Annotated in this window: 18 protein-coding genes and 1 pseudogene; 9 read left to right on the top strand and 10 right to left on the bottom strand. The window is 47.2% G+C overall.

All coding sequences use genetic code 11. The features are described 5' to 3' along the window. Positions 1-150 precede the first annotated feature (150 nt). On the top strand, positions 151-1,431 hold the full coding sequence (locus N836_RS0136995) for a response regulator (protein WP_023070760.1): 1,281 nt from the start codon (positions 151-153) through the stop codon (positions 1,429-1,431). Positions 1,432-1,503: 72 nt separating this feature from the next. Further along, on the top strand, positions 1,504-2,829 hold the full coding sequence (locus tag N836_RS42970; protein WP_023070759.1) for an Hpt domain-containing protein: 1,326 nt from the start codon (positions 1,504-1,506) through the stop codon (positions 2,827-2,829). Between the two features lie 156 nt (positions 2,830-2,985). On the opposite strand, the gene N836_RS42965 is transcribed toward N836_RS42970, so the two are convergent. Together N836_RS42965 and N836_RS42960 are read right to left on the bottom strand one after the other, a co-directional pair. Then, a complete protein-coding gene (locus N836_RS42965; RefSeq protein WP_023070758.1) occupies positions 2,986-3,621 on the bottom strand; it encodes a DUF938 domain-containing protein in 636 nt (211 codons plus the stop codon). A 130-nt stretch (positions 3,622-3,751) separates the two neighbouring features. Beyond that, positions 3,752-5,737 carry a dynamin family protein gene (locus N836_RS42960; protein WP_023070757.1) on the bottom strand — a complete coding sequence of 662 codons (1,986 nt, stop codon included), beginning with the start codon at positions 5,735-5,737 and terminating at the stop codon, positions 3,752-3,754. Between the two features lie 492 nt (positions 5,738-6,229). On the opposite strand from N836_RS42960, the gene N836_RS42955 reads away from it, so the two are divergent. Beyond that, positions 6,230-7,330 (top strand): hypothetical protein, encoded by a 1,101-nt coding sequence (locus N836_RS42955; RefSeq protein ID WP_031291531.1) that lies wholly within the window; start codon positions 6,230-6,232, stop codon positions 7,328-7,330. A gap of 119 nt (positions 7,331-7,449) precedes the next feature. On the opposite strand, the gene N836_RS42950 is transcribed toward N836_RS42955, so the two are convergent. Then, positions 7,450-7,839, bottom strand: coding sequence for a YybH family protein (locus N836_RS42950; RefSeq protein WP_023070755.1), 390 nt, complete (start codon positions 7,837-7,839; stop codon positions 7,450-7,452). A 62-nt stretch (positions 7,840-7,901) separates the two neighbouring features. Between N836_RS42950 and N836_RS75150 the strand changes: the two are divergent. From N836_RS75150 to N836_RS42935, 5 genes and pseudogenes are all read left to right on the top strand, one after another. Further along, positions 7,902-8,735 (top strand): annotated as a pseudogene (locus N836_RS75150) (gamma-glutamyltransferase). Between the two features lie 177 nt (positions 8,736-8,912). Next, positions 8,913-9,410 (top strand): SLATT domain-containing protein, encoded by a 498-nt coding sequence (locus tag N836_RS72790; protein WP_023070752.1) that lies wholly within the window; start codon positions 8,913-8,915, stop codon positions 9,408-9,410. Between the two features lie 420 nt (positions 9,411-9,830). After that, the gene (locus N836_RS72785; protein ID WP_023070751.1) at positions 9,831-10,994 is read left to right on the top strand and encodes an ARMT1-like domain-containing protein; all 1,164 of its coding nucleotides are present in this window, start codon (positions 9,831-9,833) and stop codon (positions 10,992-10,994) included. Positions 10,995-11,277: 283 nt separating this feature from the next. Further along, positions 11,278-12,483, top strand: a complete 1,206-nt coding sequence (gene fmdA / locus N836_RS42940; RefSeq protein ID WP_023070750.1) for a formamidase — start codon at positions 11,278-11,280, stop codon at positions 12,481-12,483. 256 nt (positions 12,484-12,739) lie between these two features. Further along, the gene (locus tag N836_RS42935; protein WP_023070749.1) at positions 12,740-13,021 is read left to right on the top strand and encodes an FmdB family zinc ribbon protein; all 282 of its coding nucleotides are present in this window, start codon (positions 12,740-12,742) and stop codon (positions 13,019-13,021) included. A gap of 42 nt (positions 13,022-13,063) precedes the next feature. Here the strand turns inward: N836_RS42935 and N836_RS42930 are convergent, their stop codons facing one another. Next, positions 13,064-13,975 carry a LysR family transcriptional regulator gene (locus N836_RS42930; RefSeq protein ID WP_023070748.1) on the bottom strand — a complete coding sequence of 304 codons (912 nt, stop codon included), beginning with the start codon at positions 13,973-13,975 and terminating at the stop codon, positions 13,064-13,066. A 185-nt stretch (positions 13,976-14,160) separates the two neighbouring features. On the opposite strand from N836_RS42930, the gene N836_RS42925 reads away from it, so the two are divergent. Next, complete coding sequence (locus N836_RS42925) at positions 14,161-15,087, top strand: NAD(P)-dependent oxidoreductase (RefSeq protein ID WP_023070747.1); 927 nt, start codon at positions 14,161-14,163, stop codon at positions 15,085-15,087. Here N836_RS42925 and N836_RS42920 read toward each other — a convergent pair. From N836_RS42920 to N836_RS42895, 6 genes are all read right to left on the bottom strand, one after another. After that, positions 15,065-15,883, bottom strand: coding sequence for an alpha/beta fold hydrolase (locus tag N836_RS42920; RefSeq protein ID WP_023070746.1), 819 nt, complete (start codon positions 15,881-15,883; stop codon positions 15,065-15,067). The two genes, N836_RS42925 and N836_RS42920, sit on opposite strands and share 23 nt — an antisense overlap. 294 nt (positions 15,884-16,177) lie before the next feature. Beyond that, entirely contained in the window at positions 16,178-16,558 is a 381-nt protein-coding gene (locus N836_RS42915) for a nitrile hydratase accessory protein (protein WP_023070745.1), read from the bottom strand. Positions 16,559-16,561: 3 nt separating this feature from the next. Next, entirely contained in the window at positions 16,562-17,185 is a 624-nt protein-coding gene (nthA, locus tag N836_RS42910; RefSeq protein ID WP_023070744.1) for a nitrile hydratase subunit alpha, read from the bottom strand. A gap of 39 nt (positions 17,186-17,224) precedes the next feature. Continuing rightward, positions 17,225-17,968: a nitrile hydratase subunit beta gene (gene nthB / locus N836_RS42905; RefSeq protein ID WP_023070743.1), complete on the bottom strand. Its 744-nt coding sequence runs from the start codon at positions 17,966-17,968 to the stop codon at positions 17,225-17,227. A gap of 131 nt (positions 17,969-18,099) precedes the next feature. Next, positions 18,100-19,083 (bottom strand): CobW family GTP-binding protein, encoded by a 984-nt coding sequence (locus N836_RS42900; RefSeq protein ID WP_023070742.1) that lies wholly within the window; start codon positions 19,081-19,083, stop codon positions 18,100-18,102. 36 nt (positions 19,084-19,119) lie between these two features. Next, positions 19,120-19,614 (bottom strand): DUF1097 domain-containing protein, encoded by a 495-nt coding sequence (locus N836_RS42895; RefSeq protein WP_023070741.1) that lies wholly within the window; start codon positions 19,612-19,614, stop codon positions 19,120-19,122. Positions 19,615-19,705 lie beyond the last annotated feature (91 nt).

The following is a 19,705-nucleotide window of genomic DNA, read 5'->3' as shown; positions in this document are numbered from 1 at the left end:
CACGTTATGCTCGTACGAGAAGACACGGGTGTAACGCATATATCTTCCAGCTTTCATGGGCTCAGGCTTATGGGTGCTGGGGCTGTTTAATCCAGTTAGCCAATTTCAGACGGTCTATACCAGCCCTCTCCGTGTAGGGTTTCCACGAGTATGTCAAAAATATCGGTTATTGACGAGTTAACTCACAAAATTCAACGCGCTAGGGAGAGCCTGTTTACTGGAATTCTCGCCATTGGAACAGATACAGATGTAGAGTGGTTTTTATACTTTCTCGTGGGTCAAATAGTTTGGGCCAATGATCGGAGCCATTCCAAACGTCGTTGGCATCGACAGTTTCTCAAAAATTCCTCAGACCTGAGCCAGAAAAATCTGAAAGAGATTTCCTATCAAGCTCAGAATTACAAGTCTGTAGCGCAGCTTGTGATGAATCAGAAATTTAGCAGAGAACATTTTTCTAAAATTGTTAGGGGCTGTATCTCTGAGATTCTGTTTGACATTGTCCATAGCGCCACCCTGAGCAAGCAAACCGCTAACTCTCCTTTAATCTACAAAGTCAGCCCTCGCAATGGTGCTAATTTTCCTTGTATTGGCCTCCGTCGAGAACCGATTTGGGAACAGGTGCAACAGGATTGGCAACACTGGCAGCAGGCTCACCTGACCGAGTATTGTCCCAACCTGGCCCCGGTGATTATGCAGTCTGGAATTTTGCAAGAACGCATCTCTTTAGATGCATTCCAAGACTTAAAAAGGTGGGCCAACGGTCAGCATACCCTACGAGACCTGGCGATTAGAACGCAGCAACCCTTAATCTCGTTAACCAAGGCACTGGTACCCCATATCCGACGAGACTTGATCAAATTAGCGTCTGTAAAAGACCTGGAATTAAAGTCCAAACCCCAGTCGCGATCGCAGACAGCCCCAGCCGCTAAACCACTCCCACCGGCGGCGGCTCCACTGCCGCCTACCCAATCGCCAGGGCTGGTGCCCACCACCAGAGTTACCAAAAATTCCCCAGTGGTGGTCTACGTCGACGACAGTCCAGCCGACAGTCAAACCATGGCCAAGATCTTTCAAGATTCAGGCTATCGCTATGTCAATATTGCCGACCCAATCCAGGCCCTGACAAAACTAATCGAACTCAAGCCTCAGTTAATCTTTCTCGATTTAGTAATGCCAGTGATCAATGGTTACGAACTGTGCGCCCAGCTCAGACGCGTCTCAGCCCTGCGGCACATTCCCATTATCATCCTGACCAACAACAATGGCATTCCTGATCGAGTACGGGCCAAAGTTGTGGGAGCAACAGGTTTTCTAAGCAAACCCATCAAAGCCAAACGGGTTTTGAAAGTAGCCATTAAACATTTACAGCCAACCCCTGTGGCTTCCCCCAAACCAACCACCCGTTTCCGCCAGCTATCACCGTCTGTGTAGTATCCATGGGCTATTTGTTGGTGACCCCATCGAGTCACCAACATTGATTAACAACAATCTCCTCCTCTGACAATGGCTAATCCAGTAACTCAAACGCAAGGCTCAGTCTACTTGCAAGAAGCCGCCACCCTGTTGCAGCAGATAGAGGAGGAGATTACTACCCTGCATCAGAGCTTTACTGTTCAGAAAGTTCATACCCTGATGCGGTTAGCCCATACTCTGAAGGGAGCCGCCGCTACAGTCGGGTTAGATGCCGTCAAAATTACAACCCAAACGTTGGAATACGCCTTTAGAGCATTATGCACCCCAGAAGCTCGTTTAACGGCCACTGTAGAAGGTTTAATTTTTGAAGCCTATGACTGTTTGAAACTATTACTGTCAGCTCAGCTCGACAATACAACCGTTGATGAATTTAGTACGTTAGATCGCATAGCTGTTATTGGTGCTAAGCTGCAACACAATCTGGGTGCCCGGTATGCCCAAGAGAGTCAGCTCCCCACCGCTGCTCAGCTTGGGGTAGATGTGACCCAATCGATTTTTGCAAGCGGGGTCAGCGAGTATCTGGATGAATTAAGTCAGGCTCTGACAGTAGCTGAGCCTGATACTCTCACAGACCTGTTGCAAGTTCAAGCAGATGTCTTTCTCGGTTTAGCAGAATCCTTGAATCTGCCAGGTTTTGGCAACATTGCCCAGACAACCCTGGCAGCCTTGCAACAACACCCGGACCAGGTGATTCAGATCGCTCACCTGGCGTTAGAGGATTACCGGGCAGGGCAGACAAGGGTGCTGAAAGGCGATCGCAACCAGGGAGGTGAACCCAGCCCAGCCCTGACGCAGCTAAGCAAGCAAGGTCATCCCCAGCGTCGTCACTGGCTGAACAACCTCTGGCAATGGTTAAAACAGCCGATTTCATTGACTCACCGACAGTATCCCCCCCAAAAACCAGCATCCACAGTTATTGCCAGTCACAAAAAGCAGTCCATCCAGCAGCTATTTCAACGCTGTCAAACAGAATTAGAGCAGCTCACCCAGCAACACGGTAAACCTGTTCTGGTCCAGCTAAAAACCAACAACATTATAATTTCTCAGACATTAGCCCAGCAGCTATACATACCGCTGCAACAGCTAGTCCATAACGCCTTTACCCATGACATCGAAATGCCCGATATCCGACAACAGCAGGGTAAATCAGCATTAGGCAGAATCCAACTAGCTGCAAAACACACAGAACAACATTTAATCATATGCGTTTGGGACGATGGCTGTGGACCCAATCCAGCCGCAATTTATCAACAAGTCCAGCCTCACATAGAACACCCGCTTAAAGGCACCCTCGCAGCCACCCATCACCCTGGCAAAGGCACCTGCTTTACCCTGAAAATCCCCCTCAATATCTGATGGCAGATGACCAATCCCCATGCCTAACCCGATGGGTATTTCCCGATGGTTTAGGCGTCAAGTTAGGGGATTGCCCACAAATAAAGCCCCAGGTTGAGGCTGTCGATGGGTGGCTGAGTGATGGGGCAACGGGGGGACTATTTAAGCGCGGGAGCCTTATGGCTGTTTATGAAATACCAGGGAAAGATTATTCGCAGGCATTTCAATGACCTCCTGCAATATCAGGTGATGAACCTTGGCTACACCTTCAACTGCTTCTAAATCACGCACGCCCCAGTCAGGCGTTTGTTCTTTTAGCCAGGTGTCAAAGGTCACATTGCTAGGAGCTGTGTGTTCACCATTGCGCTTAAAAGGACCATACAAAAAAAGGACACCCTGATCGGGCAATACCCGCTCAGCTCCAGCGATCAGTGATTCACACGCCTTCCAGGGTGAAATATGGATCATGTTGATATTGACGATCGCATCAATGGGACGCTTTTGATCAGTTTCCACCGACCAGGACTGCTCGCGTACATCCAGTTGGATCGGCGGCAGTAAATAACGAGCATTGGTCGCTTTTTGCCAGGCAGCAATACTTTTCAGCATGGGCGTGCTGATATCGCTGGGCCACCAACGACGGGGAGCGAGCTTGGGAGCAAAAAAGCTGGCATGTTCGCCTGTGCCGCTGGCAATTTCTAAAATTGTGCCGGGATTGGGCAGCACCCGCTCCAGTATTTCCAGAATCGGTTCACGGTTGCGCTCGGTAGCGGGGGCATAAAGACGACCGTCGTTGGGTTTAAAGTCAGGCATGAATTTTGAATCAGGGAAAGATAGGCAAGGTCTTGTCATTTACGGGTTATAGCCAACCTATATTACCGTGGTACCAGCCACCGTACGGGCGTTGACTCGCATTCTCTGATGCCAACTGGGCCAAACTTATTTACACTTGGCTATAAAGCTGTTGAATTGCCTGATCTGCCTGCTGCAGCTGAGTTAAGCCTATCTGCAACTGCTCCAATTCACATTGGCCTTGATGTTCTTGCTCTTGTTTTTGGGCCAATAGAGTTTCTAAATCAGCTTTGCGAGCTGTGATATCCGCATCTAAGCGACTGATCACGGCCTGCTCATAGTCACGAAAATACTGCACCATGGCAGTGTAAATTGGTTGCTGCTGTTCGGCAGCAATACGAGGCAGGTGGGCACTGAGTTCCTGACGGGCAGCCTGCACCAGTGCCCGGCGGATCTGGTCCATTTGTAAAGCACCTATCCCCAGGCTGGCAATCCCCAGGGTGATCGGACCGGCCATGGTGCTAATTAGGCTAGAGGCCAGCAAACTAGCGCCGATGGCAGCTACTACATTGATCAAAATGCTCTGGAGATTGAGGCTGGCCAGCACTGTCTGCACCTCAGGAGTCTCTGCTGGCTGCTTCAGGGCATTGATGGCCCATGCTGCCCAGCTGGGCTGAGCATTGTCGAGGGGTAGCTCTACTGACTGACCGCTAAGGGTGGTGAGAATTTTCTGGGTAATCTGGTTGTAGGACGTGCCATAGTGGGCGGCCCGCTGAGACAGCGTTTGGAAGGCATTGCGCAGAACTGGCTCCAGGCTCCGGCTCCAGCGCAGCAGCTGGTCGTTGAGATAACGCTGGAATGCAGTTTCTAAGGATTGATTAAACTGTTGGCGACCGGCAGGGCTAACCAGATCTAACAGTGAGAGATCGGGCTGATAGGGGGCAAAGTCTTGCTCAAAGGTGGTTTCTAGATTGAGGATAAAGTCTTTGAACGCCGTAGTAGTGGTAGTAGCATTGCGATCGCAACTTTGCCTAATCTCTGTTTGAAAGTCATCTCGGATCATCACCAACTGTTCAAATACCGGAGCCAATTGCAAAATAGTTTGCTTAAGTTCAGCCACATTTTGCTGCCACAGCGTTTGACGCAGCTGTACCTTCTCAGTCAGATCCCTCAGCGTTCGGTGAGACAGGGCCACCACTGGTTGAAACTCAGCCCTTGCCCGTTCCTGAGTTAAAAACTGGTCTAAAGTTGTCAACAATCGAGCAAATCCCGGATCTTGAATAGGCACATTCGGTGACTTAAGCCGCTGACGCAACACGTCTAGGGCAGAGATGGGAAACACTCGCTGCTCATAGTGATCACAATAATCTTTGAGAGAATTGTAAAACACTGTATGTAGGCGTTTTTCCGCCTGGGCCAACTCATCTGGATCGTCTGGATCTAATAAACTCTCTTTAATCTGATCCCAGGCATTTAACAAGAAAAACAACGATAGTCCCTTATTTTGCAGATAATTATTTAGATAGCGACGCTCAGCCAGAGTACACGGTTGAGTCGCCCGCAACATAAACAAGATGGCATGACAGTTTTGAATATAGCCCAGAGAGAGTTGATTACGCGCCTCAGTATCATTGAGACCAGGACTATCAACAATCTCCACACCATTTTGCAACAGCGGTAGTGGGTAGTGGATGACCGCATGGCTGACATGGGCAAATGCGGCCTTATTCTCAGCCTGCCGCAGCTCACCCGGATCAATGGTATAGCGCTGAGTAAAGGTATCCATATCCAACTGCTCAGACGGTCGCTCATCCGTGAAATAAACCGTCACCTGGGGAGTCGTTCCGTAGCGTAGTACCGTCAGTAAAGCAGTACAGGGATTAACATCACTCGGCAGCAGCGACTCTCCTAGCAGCGCATTGAGAAAGGTGCTCTTTCCCCGCTTCATATCCCCCAGCACCATCAGACGAAAAACACCCTGGCGCAGACTTTGACTAGCCGCAGAGAGATCCGCTAAAGGCTGAGTCAGATCAAAGTTAACTTGCAGGGACCGCAGCGTATCAGCAATCGTATCTAGCTGGGTAGCCATATTCTGACGCAGACAGGCAATTTGGGATAGGTGTGACAACAGAGACATAGGATCTAAGATGACTGGGCGTATGCTCGGGTTACCAGCTGTGAAGTATTCCTATTGTAGGCAATCAGCAAGATAGATATGCTCCGCAGGGCCTATCTGAAACACTCGATAGTAACTATTGAGCCATTGGTGTGTTTAATGCTCCAGGCTCAAAGGTTATATAAAAAAGTGTTAAACATGTTGGCTGGTCTCTTAGTTGTCTAAAACCTGAAGAAATTTAAGGTATGATTCGTCGCAAGTTTACCCGGTAGAGGGATTTATCCAATGCTGAATGCCAGCTTTCAAGTATCCCCAGAAGGATAATTTTTAGCATTTCTTTAGATCAAAAGTTTGTCGATATGCAACAAATTTGGTTGCAGTATATTGTTTCTGCAGGACTATAAGGATTTAGAAACACACATGCACCTGTGCTCGGAAAGTGGAGATGGGATATGTCTCTACTGTTTGAGATCTTAAGCTAGACCACTGCATTAAACGATAACAGGATTATCCATGAGAATTTTTAATCACGACATTATGATCTGCACCCACGATCAGGTGGTAGGCAATCAGTACTTTTCTGGGAGAGTGTTGGGTAGTACAGAGTCGGACGATGTGATTCAGCTACATCCCGATCTCAAGCCAGAATGGGATGCGATCGCCGCGCACTACACCCGCATCGGGCTCAGCCATACCGAAAATGTAATTTGGGACATCTCATTTCACCACTTATCCGGCCATCCCGAGCACGAAATCTCAGTGTTTTACTTTGGAGATGCCGTCCATGCCAACAGCCCCTACCTGGGCCTATTTCAAGGATTAGATGCCCCCTGGTACGACACCGTCCAGTGGATCAACTCCAAAAATAACTTTATGACCCTGGCCGATGAATTAGGCATAGCCGTACCCAAAACCGTACGATATACCAGCCCCAGCAGCATCGACCTAGATGATCCCGGCGTTGATTACCCGCTTTATCTCAAACCAGCTGTTTCCGTTGACGGCATGGGGATCGTCCGCTGCAGTGACCAACAAACCCTGACAAAAGCTCTGGCGACAGTGGCTGAGGGCGTCCCCATTCAGCTCCAGAAAGAAGTAAATGCCAAAACATTTCTCAATGTCCAGTATCGCTCCACCCCGAATGGCCCCCAGCGCTTAGCCATTACAGAACAGATTTTAGATGGCTACAACCATTTAGGTAATCGTTATCCAACCGTCTACGATGCCTGGGATCTAGTCGAACCCATGGCTGTTTGGATGGTGGACCGAGGCATGCAAGAGATCTTTGCTTTTGACGTAGCCGTTGAAGAGATTAATGCAAAACCTAACTATCTTGCGATCGAATGCAATCCCCGCTATAACGGTGCATCCTATCCCACCGGTATTGCCTTAAAACTAAACCTAAAACATTGGACCCATGAGACCTTTACCAGCCGCTATCGATCCCTCAGTGACATCGACCTCAACGGCTTAGAATACGACGAAGCCAGCCATACAGGCATCATCTTAGTCAACTGGGGCATTGTCTTAGTCGGAAAACTCGGAATTTTGCTAGTAGGCTCTCCTGAAAAACAACTAGAACTAAGAGAAAAGGTAAAAGCCCGGTTGGAGTAAGGAGATTGCACACAAATAAAGTCCCAGGTTGAGGCTGTGGATGGGTGGATGAGTGATGGGGTAACGGGGAATGATTTAAGCGCGGGAGCTTAACCTTTTCACCCTACATCAACAATCCCCTAGGGTTTTGCATTCCAAATCTGACGATCAATCCTCCACTCTCCCTCTTCTTTTTTCATCAACCAAACCCCGCGAAATTTAAGCTGCATTGATGAACTCCCATCATGGGGATGAACAACAATCATAGCGATACCAGTCACATAGCCATAGTCGCCCATGATCTCTATCTCTTCAGCAGTCAGCGTGGGATCAAGATCTTTGTCGGCAATCTGTTGTGCAAATCCGGTTGCGATCTCATCTTGACCATAATGATCAGGCACGTCAGGCGGCATTTGCAAAGCAGCTTTAGTAAACAGAGCCGCATAGACCTGGGGATCTTTAGCTCTGACGTTATTTGGGTAGGTTTCTTCAAATATTTTTTGGATTTGGTTGCGATCGGTAGCTGACATATCTCATTTTCTAACCATCTTTTGACTATTGTAGACATTGGCACACTGTGACCTGTTAACCCATTAGGTACTATGCAACAAAAGACGCTTACCCCAATCATGCAACCATTCGATCTAACCGCCTACTCCTACCCCTCCTCTCGTCTGAGCCCCGAGACTCCGTTGCCAACTATCATCCACAGATTGAAGCGATGAAGCTGGCCTTTGCCGATGCCCATCGCTATGCCGCCGATCCAAGCACCATGGATGTAACAACAGCCGCGTTGTTGGATAAAGCCTATGCAGAGCAGCGTCGAGGGCTGATTAGCGATCGCGCTATCCCTTTAGCTGAATCCGGATTACCCAAAGGTGGCACCGTGTATTTAGCCGCCGCAGATAATGAGCTAATGGTGTCGTTTATCCAGTCAAACTTTATGGGATTTGGCAGCGGCATTGCCATTCTTGGCACTGGGATTGCATTGCAAAATCGAGGCGCTGGATTTGCAATAGACGATGAGCATCCAAATGCGATCGCGCCTGGAAAACGTCCATTGCATACCATTATTCCAGGTTTTCTCAGGCGCGATGGCCAGCCATTAGGTCCCTTTGGAGGGATGGGAGCATCAATGCAGCCCTAGGGACATTTACAAGTAGTTTCAAATTTAGTCGATCGGGGGCTCAACCCTCAGGCAGCGTTAGATGCACCCCGCTGGCGATTTGATCGAGGTAATCGAGTGTTTTTAGAGCAAACAGTGGCGCGACATGTGGCCTTGGGGTTAAGCGATCTAGGGCATGATGTGCAAATTGTTGCAAACCCAGAAATGTTTGGCAAAGGACAAATGATTTTGCGATTAGAGAATGGTGTTTTAGTGGCGGGGTCGGAGCCACGAGCAGATGGGATGGCAATTGTTTTGTAAGTGATTCCGCATTCTTGCTAATGAAGTCGAACTCTATCGTCGTCAGTAATTGTTGTCAGTTAGGAGATTGCGTTGCAAAATCGGAGAAGTGGGTTTGTGGACAAATTTGGATAGAAGTTTCAAAAACTAGGGTGATTTGATTAAATTTGGTATGACCACTTTATAAGTCCCTCGAAAATGAATGTTAGTGAAAGACTGAAATTTTTCCAAGATGAGCTAGATACCCAAATTCAGAGAAATGCTAAAAAACGAAAAGAGGAAAAATCAAAGGCCTTTAGACTCAAAATAACAGCTGTTGCTTTTGCAGCAGCTATAACGGTGCTGCTTGGCTTAAATACTAATGAAAGTCAGACCAAATTATTCAAGAATATGGCTCTTATTCTTGGGGCATCTATTACGTTGTTAAATGCTGTAGATGCCTTTTATGATTATCGAGGTCTTTGGATAAGAAGAACAGTTACTCTTTCCCGTCTATTATATTTAAAAAGGATTTCTGAATTTTACATTAGAGGTAGAGAAGAATGTGAAATTAACGAACAAAAACTAGCTATATTTATGGAAGATCTGAATGAAATTCTTCAGGAAGATTTGAATGCTTGGCTCAAGATGAGAGAGGATATCCCTTCTCAAACCAAAATACATGGCACCATTTCGGCAAATAATGAAGGGGATTAGTAATTTGAAAGCTCAGGGCCAACCAATCGGGACTTATGACCTATTGATCGCTGCAAGAGCTTTGTCACATAATCTTTTGATGACGCAACCTAGCACCATCGGTCAACCCACCCCGTTGCTCCTCCCAGGAGGGGATAAAGTTATCCCTTGAGGGATATATCCAGACCGATTCTAGTCAGTTTTTCTCCGATGTTGTTATGCCACGGTTATATCAGCAGGTAATAGCAGCGATTGCCGATGGTGCTAGCCCTCCAAGGGCAATTCGATCTGTTATCTGATAAGCCGAGATTTTTTCCGGCCACTACAATGGCACAAATGATCCGTTAATGGTGTTCAGCATCGATCAGGGTGGGCAATTAAAAAATCAATAGAGCACAATAGATATCTGTAAAGATTTGCCCACCCTGCTATCCCCTAACTATGAGCACATCTAACAATCATCCTGCTGTTATCAAACGTATTCACGGGAAAGGTTTTGTAGATTATACAATTACTCGTCGTCTACCCAAGATCTTGTCCACTATTGAAAAACAATTCCAAGCTCATGAGCAATTAGAAGCTGCCCAAAGAATGCTTCAATCTATTATTTCAGGAAGCCCCATCGATACAAACAACTTTGCTCACCCTACAGCTTATTGGCAGGTCTATCTCGATAAACTAAATGGTTTAACCTGGAACGATCTACCATTTTTCGATTTAGAATTTCTCTTCTATCATGGGTTAAATTCTATTGCTGGATATTTTGATAATGGCGTTGATGTCTTTTGGCCGACTCGTCAAATGGCACTAGCCGAGGCAATTCCAGTTCTTGACTCTGGGTTAGAAAAAATTTTGCAGCTCTCTGATACAGATTTACTCGGGGCAACCATTCGTTGTTCATTATTTGCCAATGAGGCAGACTACAGTCAACTAATCACCTCACGAAGTGATGCCAATCTATGGAATGATCGTGTGTTGCTCGACGAAAGTGACGCGTTTATGTCCTGTTTAGAACAGTCTACTGTTCAAGGAGACATTTATCTCATTGCTGATAATGCCGGGCATGAACTCTGTTGGGATCTAGTCATGGTCGACGCCCTACTCAAATTATTCAATAATATTCGGATAATCATTCATGTGAAACCATGGCCGATGTTTGTTTCCGATGCTCTCTCCATTGATGTAGAGGAAACCATTAATTGTTTTGTTGATGAGAATCTCTTTGAAAATGTTAGCTTGATGGGACAACGACTTAGAGCCGCTATTGGCTGTGATCGACTGATCATCCAGGCTGAAGCAGATTGGGGTGAACCCAGACATTTCAATGGGTTGGATAAAAATCTAAGCAATACCCTGAGTAACTCAATTAGCGTTATTTCAAAAGGTGATCTCAACTATCGTCGATTTGTACAAGATCGCCAATGGCCAATGGATACCCCCGTTGAAATTGCCACTTGTGGCGTTCCTTTCAAATCCCTGGCATTAAGAGTACTCAAATCTGATGCGCTGGTTGGAATTGATAAATCAATTGCCGAGACAGCCGCCGCAAAATTTGATGATTGGCGCACTCGCGGTCATTTTGCTGTGCTCCAATCACTGGGCTAATGCTGCTTTGCTCATATCAAAACGCTAAAAGAGTATATTGGTTTCGATCAGCCCTGATGTATTTGCAACACACCTCTTAAAACAGCTCAATATTTGAACTAGAAACGTAATAGATCAATCCCTTATCCCGTAGCCAATGTTACATACTGAGCTAAACAATAAAAGCTACGGTCAGATCATGTCATCTCCATTAGAACACCACAAATTAAACACTAGGAGAAGTTAGCCTTTCAGCTAACGAGACAACAACTTAAGCCCACTTCACATCAGGGGAGTCAACAACATGCCTCAAACATTGTTTAAGGTAGACCTGACAAAACCCATGTCAGAGCAGGAATTACCGGGTCACAATCGCTGGCATCCAGACATTCCAGCCGTTGTTTCCGTGAATCCAGGTGATGTTTTTAGGATTGAGTGCAAAGACTGGACCGACGGTCAAATTAAAGATAATGACAGTCCTGACGATATTCGAGATGTTGATCTGACAGTTGTCCACGTGCTTAGCGGACCGATTTGGGTCAATGGCGCAGAACCAGGAGATATCCTGGTGGTGGATTTAGTCGACATTGGGGCACTGCAAGGAGATGAATGGGGCTTTACCGGCATTTTTGCTAGAAATAATGGTGGCGGGTTTCTAACCAATCATTATCCTGAAGCGGCTAAGGCTATTTGGGATTTTCAAGGGATTTACACCTCATCTCGCCATATCCCAGGGGTAAAATTTGCTGGCATTACCCATCCAGGATTAATCGGCTGTGCGCCGTCCCATGAGTTGTTAGCCCAGTGGAATAAACGCGAAGCGGAATTGGTGAATACTGCGCCTGATTTGCGCACCTATGGGTCAGGACTGTCGGGAGATCAGCCAGTGTTGGCTGCTTTACCGAATCCCAACAATGCCATTTTGGGTCAGGTGCCCGCCTCAGACTTTGACCGAATTGCTGCCGAAGCAGCCCGCACGGTGCCACCCCGAGAGCATGGCGGCAACTGCGATATCAAAAATCTCTCCAGGGGAACCCGCATTTACTTTCCGGTGTATGTGGAAGGAGCTAAACTCTCCATGGGAGATATTCACTTTTCTCAAGGAGATGGAGAGATTTCGTTTTGTGGCGCGATTGAGATGTCTGGGTTTATCGACCTGCATGTGGACATCATCAAGGGTGGCATGGATAAGTACGGCATGATTAACCCGATTTTTAAGCCAGGCCCAGTAGAGCCTCACTATTCAGAATATTTGGTATTTGAAGGCATTTCTGTGGATGAGTATTCGGGCAAACAGTATTATATGGATGTGCATATTGCCTATCGTCGCGCCTGTTTAAATGCGATTGAATATCTCAAAAAGTTTGGGTTTACGGGTGAACAGGCGTATTTGTTGTTGAGCTGTGCGCCCGTAGAAGGTCGGGTAAGCGGCATTGTGGATATTCCAAATGCCTGCTGTACGTTGGCGATTCCGACAGAGATCTTTGATCAGCCTATTTTGCCAGTTTAGGATTTGGTGTAAGTGTTTAGTACTCTGTGGCGTAAGTTTGCCCACTATCCAATGTGGATGAGTCGATGGGTGGATGAAATAGCTGCCACATTTCTGCCATCGGGTACTAAGGCTTCTCTGATCAAGAAGTTAACAGCTTGTCAAGCTTCCAAACCCGAAACTTGGGGGGGTGAGCCTTATCCCTTTAAAATTAAGGTCGAGAGAGATTTAACCAGTAGAGTCTTTTCAAGAAAATAGTCTTAAAGGAGCGAAACAAATGCCGCTTTATGATTATAAGTGTGCTGACTGTGGGCCGTTTGATGTGTGGCGAAAAATGGCTGAGGTGACAACACCACTGTCTTGCCCTAGTTGTGGTGTCATTGCAACTCGTGTGTTTACAGCACCTAACATTAGTCTCAGCACAGGGAGTTTAAGTCGGATGAGTAGTTCTTTAGAACCCCGACTGGTTAAGCGTCAGGGCGAACCAGCGACACCCATTGCTCAAAGCCCTACAGGTGGGCGTCCTTGGATGATTGGTCATGCTGCCAAACGGCTTTAAGGTGGACTTAGTCATTTTGGTCAGTAATGTGTTTTAAGGGCGTTATACCGTGGATGAGTTAGCCGAAAGAGCCTGTTTTAGGAAATCGATAAAGACTCGAACCTTAAGCGGGACATACGCCCGAGATGGATAGACTAACCAGACGGCGGTATTAAAATCTGTTGCGGTTACCTTGTGCTCTGGAAACACGTTAATGAGGGTTCCAAAACATAAATCCTCATCCACCAACCAATTGGGTAGCAATGCTAATCCCATGCCTGCGATCGCACATTGCTTTAAAGCGATCGCACTTGAAATAATCGTGTGTCCAGAAATAGGTACCTCCGTGATCTGTTCATTGTTATCCTTAAAGAGCCACCGCGTTCGAAATCCGGTTAGTGGGAATCGCAAACAGTTGTGGTGTGCTAAATCTGTTGGTTGTTGGAGTGGCCCTGAGCGTTGGAGATAGGCCGGACTTCCGCAGACAGCATAATGGGTGGGAATCAGCTGTTGCGCCATCAGAGTAGAGTCAGACAAAATGCCAAGCCGCACAGCGACATCAATTTGATTCGTTAATAAATCGACTACCGCATCAGTCAGCCATAAATCAACTGTGAGATTAGGATAGCGACTGGCGAATTCAGGTAGCAATGGCACAATGCAGTGGTGACCAAACGCAACAGATGCGGTAACGCGGAGAGTGCCCTTGGGTTTTTCAGAGATATCAATGGTGGCATCGATAGCCTGCTGCATCTCTTCTAGCAGAGGCTCAATGCGCTCAAAGTAAGTTTGACCCGCCTCGGTAGGAAACAGCTGACGGGTAGTGCGCTGAAACAGCCGTACACCGAGTTCAGCTTCTAGACCAGCAATCGCTCGGGAAACTGAGGATGGATCAAGATCGCGATCGCGAGCCACAGCGGTAAAGCTTCTCTGCTTCACTACTTGAATAAAAAGCTGCAAAACCGATATATCCATCGTTGAAGTCCAGCACTGATTGACGGCAAGAAAAGTGGCTAGCGGTCATCTTATCTGAGGTGATCGCAATTCATGCAAAAAATTCAAAAGTGTTTTTCGTAGATTGGTCTTTATTGTATTCTGCGCAGTCGATAGAGTGAGGCCATGGTTCGTAGCGAACCACCACCTATTCTGGAAGAACAATTATGACCAAAGTTGCATTACTAGGTACGGGAGCGATGGGCTATCGCATGGCTCAAAATCTGCTTCAGACCCAGCACGAGCTGATTGTATATAACCGCACGGCAGACAAGCTTAAATCCCTGCTTGATCAGGGAGCTGTCTATGCAGCTACTCCCAAAGCCGCCGCCGAACAGGCCGATATTGTGATCAGTATGGTGACTGATGATGACAGCTCACGTAACATCTGGTTAAATCCGGAGAACGGGGCGGTGTTGGGGCTAAGTGACCAAAAGATTGCGATTGAGTCTAGTACCTTGAGCGTAACGTGGACCCAACAATTGGCTGCCACTATCACTAGCCAAGGTGCTACGTTTCTCGATGCGCCTGTAGTCGGTTCGCGGCCCCAAGCCGAAGCCGGGAAACTCATTTACCTTGTTGGCGGCAACGCTGAAACTGCAGCCCAGGTTAAATCTGTTCTTTTATCTGCAGGTGCTGCTACCGTTCACCATGTGGGAGCAACCGGTCAGGGGATGGCGATGAAACTGGCGGTCAATGCCCTATTTGGTATTCAAGTGGCCGCTTTAGCCGAGATGCTGGGAATGTTGTCCCAGTGTGGCATCTCTCCGGAAAAGGCCATGGTCTGTTTGGGTGAATTACCAGTCACCAGTGTAGCCGCGAAGGGGGCAGGTGGTTTGATGGTAAGCAATCGTCATGCTCCTATGTTTCCCATTGAGCTGGTGGTTAAGGATTTTCGCTACGTGCTGCAAACAGCTCAAGCCGTCGGGGCTTCAGCTCCAGCATCGCAGACAGTTTATGATGTTTATCAAACTGCGATCGCTCAGGGATATGGTGATGAAAACATCACGGGAGTAGTGCAGCTGTTTAATGCTTGTTCGGTAGATCCCACTGTCGAACACCAGATTCTCTCTAGTTTGTCAGAAACTCAATAAGCTGCTCTAAAACAAGTTCGGGAGCTTCTAATTGAGGTAAATGACCTACACTATTGAGAACTTCAAAAGAGGCTTGTGGAATCAGTGCATGGAGTGCCCTACCACGCTCAAGGGGAATCCATGGATCATTCTTGCCCCAGAGAATTTTTACTGGACAACGAATATCGCTATACAGGGGTTCTACTTCAGCGGTATATTTCTCGTCAGCCTGTGCAAACTGCCGATAGAAACTAATACGCCCATCTTCTGAAAGCCATGGCTTAACAAGCTGGTCAAAGTCCTTACGCTCAATATTGCCAACAATTGCACCTTTGATATAGGCCTCGACAACTGCCCTATGGATATGTGGAGGTAATCCAAGAAACGCCTCTACATGACGACCAACATGCTCAAAGAACTCTGACCCCCATGGGCGCATTGCAACAACATTCATCAGGGCGTATCGTTCAAAATCACATTTGTGAAGCAGGTGGGCTCGAAGGGTTATCGCACCGCCAAAATCATGGGCAATAACTAGAGGACGCTCCAGATGCCAATGGTCAAGCATTTCAGCAAATATTTGCCCCTGCACATCCAGAGATGTGGGTTGTTGATCATTTTTATCAGAACGTCCATAACCGGGCATATCGTACCAATGAACCCGAAAGTGTTCTGCAAGTTGTGGAATAACACGGTGCCATGAAAATGAAGACCACGGCCATCCATGGGCCAAGATCAGATCGGGTCCATGGCCTGCCGTGCCAGCTGCGACAGTCCCTGCACTCGTTTTTATAGTTTGGTCAAGATGCCAATTCATTACCTGTCAGCAACGCCACTTTTTAAGTGTAGTTCTGCTAATGTAAATCCCATAGAGTTAAGCTAAAATTAAATTTGGAGAGAACTGTTCATAAAAAAATACCCTGGCATAACCAGGGCATTATGGACTTGTTGAAGCGTTTAAATACAAAGCGCTGGCTATGCCAAAACTATTGAAGACAGAAATGTAGCCCCTGCACCATAGATAATATAGCGTAGCCGCTAGCTAAGCCGAGTAGGGGAATATCACGTTGAACAATAATCATGGATTTCAATTTTATGACAGTCCATTGGGTTAAGTTAAATTTGTGGTGCTCGAAGTGTCAGACATTGCTTTGCAGTTCAGCAACTGAGCCATTTGCGTTTCTAGCTCCCCTGCTTTAATTACCCCTGAGGCAACAACTAACTTCTCTAGAGTCGTTAGCCAACATTGGTAATAGTCCCACTCCGGATCATCAAGGTTGTGGGTTGCTTCCCATTCACCAATGGTTTCGATCAAGGTTTGGCGAAACTCTTCCCATTCATAATGACCTTGTTTTGAGAGGGCAATGGCGACACCAAAGGCCATTTTCTCCCAATCTCGCTCAAACTGCAGATGCCCATCCTTTCGGGGAGGTGCTTCCTCGGGTGAGCTCATTAAACTGGTGGCAGCAAAATGTTCAAACTTTGTAAACATACCCTAAACCTTCACTGTGGCAACACCCATCATGGCTTCTGGAGTTAATAACTCAGCCAATTCTGCTTCACTCATGTCGTCTGTTCCTGCTGGCCGCATAGGTAATACCCACCAACGAATCTGAGCGCTAGTGTCCCAAATGCGAATTTCCACCGAATTATCTAACTCGACGCCAAATTCAGATAAGACTTTGCGAGGCTCACGGGTAACCCGAGCGCGAAATGTGGGATCTTTAAACCAATAGGGGGGCAAGCCCAATGTAGGCCAGGGATAGCATGAACACAGGGTACACACAATAACGTTGTGTACTTCTGGTGTATTCTCGGCAATGCGCATGTGTTCACCTTCTGCTCCAGACATGCCGTCGGGAAAGTCCATCTCTTGACAGGCGGCATTGCAATCGGCCAGCAAACGCTCCTTAAAGGCAGGGTCAACCCAGGCCCGTGCCACCAGCTTAGCGCCGTTAAACGGCCCCATCTTGGTTTCAAAATGGCCCAAAATGGTATCAACCGTATTGCTGGTGATAATTCCTTTTTCGATCAGGAGAGATTCTAACGCTTTTACCTTAGCGGCGCTTAGCGCTTCTCGATCGGGTGAGTGCTCAAATCCGGGATAATTACTTGGCATTCGCAACTCCTTTTCTGTTCTCTTTTAGAGGATTTCCTTTTAGAGAGCCTCTATATATACTTCAAAAATGTCGTTGTAGTAGATTGATTTGGAATCTATCAGCGACTCTTCCCAAATGTCTTCTGGCTTAAAGGCCAGGCTATAGACAGGCATGGGGGTACCGAGACCATCTGTCGTGGGAAAGAAATAGGTGAAGGCTCCGTCATATACTTTTACCACTTCAGCCACTCGGCCTCGAATGTGACCGGGCAAACGGGTGTGCTCCCCCGAGGGTACGTTCTTGACTCTAACGCGCTCACCCACTGCAAATTTAGGCGGTGCGAGCAGTGGCCGTAGTGGAGAGTCTCCTTCTGTTAAATACTTGACCACCTGAGTGTCAATGGCGGTCTCTTCAGTATCTACAGCGGGCAGCTCTCCTGGTCCGCTTTCTAAAAAGAGAGCCGTGCGCTCATCTAACTCTGTTTGGCTAATATAGCCTTCTTCCACAAAGAATCCAGAAATACCCCCCAGCCATTTTTCGTAATAGCGTAATCGGAAGTATTCAAAGGGATGCATGCCCTCAGCGCCCATGCGCAAATGTCCCCAGGTCCAAAAACTCTTAAATTCAGTGGGTACCTGGTCAATCTCATAGTCAGGCAGCGATGTGCTGAGATGGTTGCTAAGGGCCATCATGGCGGTGTGAATGCCAAAGATCCGCTGCTCCCAGGGCTCGACAAAAACCTCTGTTTCAAAGTTAATGGGGTCAAGACCTTCTAATCCACCAAGGGTATGCTGTAGTTTCATGGGCGTATTTTGTTGTTCATCGTGTGAAAGTTAGCCATTAAGCCAAAAATCTGAAGACGGCTAATGCGGTATTGAATACAAGGATCGACACCCTATCCCCTCTCGGGAGGGGCTCCGGGGTGGGTCAACCGCTAGCGCACATACGCATAGTCCTTTACTAAACAATCTCGAAACCCTGCCAACAGCTCGGCTTCATCTAAATTACGGCCAATAAATACCAGCTCACTGCAACGCGGCTCATCAGGTTGCCATGGTTTACCAGGCCGACCATCAAGGGTCATATGCACCCCTTGAAAGACAAATCGTCGATTGGCATTGTCGACATTTACAATGCCTTTCATCCGAAAAATGTCAGCCCCCTTCGCCTGCACCAGTTGATAAAGCCAGCGGTTGAGCCTATCGCTATCCACGGTGCCTGCCTCTGTAATAGCGATTGAGAACACTGACTCGTCATGCTCATGGGCGGCGTCATCCAAAAACTCTGGATCGATACTCAATGCGTTTTTGAGGTCAAATGCCTGCACACCTAACAGCTGATCTAAGGTGATCTCACAGTTTTGGGTAGCGTGAATTGTTGCGATCGCATTCATGCCTCGTACTTTTAGCTCTAGCTCTTTTAGCTGGTCGGGCGTTACCAGATCCGTTTTGTTGAGCAAAACAACATCAGCAAAGGCAATCTGTTCTTGAGCTTCATCACTATCCCAATGCTTCCAGATATGTTTAGCATCAACAACCGTAATCACGGCATCCAGCTGTGTCTGTCGCACCATTACTTCATCCACAAAGAATGACTGGATTACTGGGGCAGGGTCGGCCAACCCAGTGGTTTCAATCACCAGATGGTCAAAGCTATCTTCCCGTGTCATTAAATCGCGAATGATTCGAATTAAATCACCTCTGACGGTGCAACAAATACAGCCATTGTTCATTTCAAAAATTTCTTCATCCGCATCAATAATCAGCTGGTGATCAATTCCCACATCACCAAATTCATTGACGATCACAGCAATCCGTCTGCCATGATTTTCAGTTAGGATACGGTTTAAGAGCGTTGTTTTACCGGCTCCTAAATATCCGGTAAGTACGGTAACAGGAATCTTTTGAATTAAGGCCATGGGTTTATTGATCTCGTGATGGGTGTGTGAGAAATGTTAGGCGGGTGATGTCGTCATTGCCTTTCCCCAGGCTTCGGACAAATAGCCAAAAATTGCACCGATAATCATGGCTGCGATCGCAATCAAGACAGGATTATTGGGCAGAGCGGCTGTCACCGGCAACCCTGTAACAGCCACGGTACCAACAGTTTGTGAAAACCCCCAGACAATAGCAGGCGTAATACCGTGGGTAAACGGCAGCTTTGACGCCTGCACCATCGCTGCACTGCCAATACCCACACAAATTGCAGCGACAATCGGGCTACTTCCAATCAAATCAATAGCCAACAACGATAGAGCCGCAATAATAATGCCGGTAATGTTACAAGTAACTGACTTAACAAAGCCTCGGGTGCCACCACCGACAATAAAAAAGGAGGCCCAAGCAGTAAATGTTACCCAAACAGGCACAGGAATAATCGTTGCGGTTAGAAGAACATCAACACCCCCCAGGACGCCAATACTGATCGTTAAAGCTTCAGATTGTTTCATGTCAGAATATCTCCTGTAGGGATGTCCACACTACAGACTAGCCCTGCAATTGGTGTAAAAACAGTTGAGATCACCAAGGGCTACTCAATCA

This window comes from Leptolyngbya sp. Heron Island J (genome assembly GCF_000482245.1).
GTDB lineage: Bacteria > Cyanobacteriota > Cyanobacteriia > Phormidesmidales > Phormidesmidaceae > Leptothoe.
This window is presented reverse-complemented; position numbering and strand designations above follow the sequence as displayed.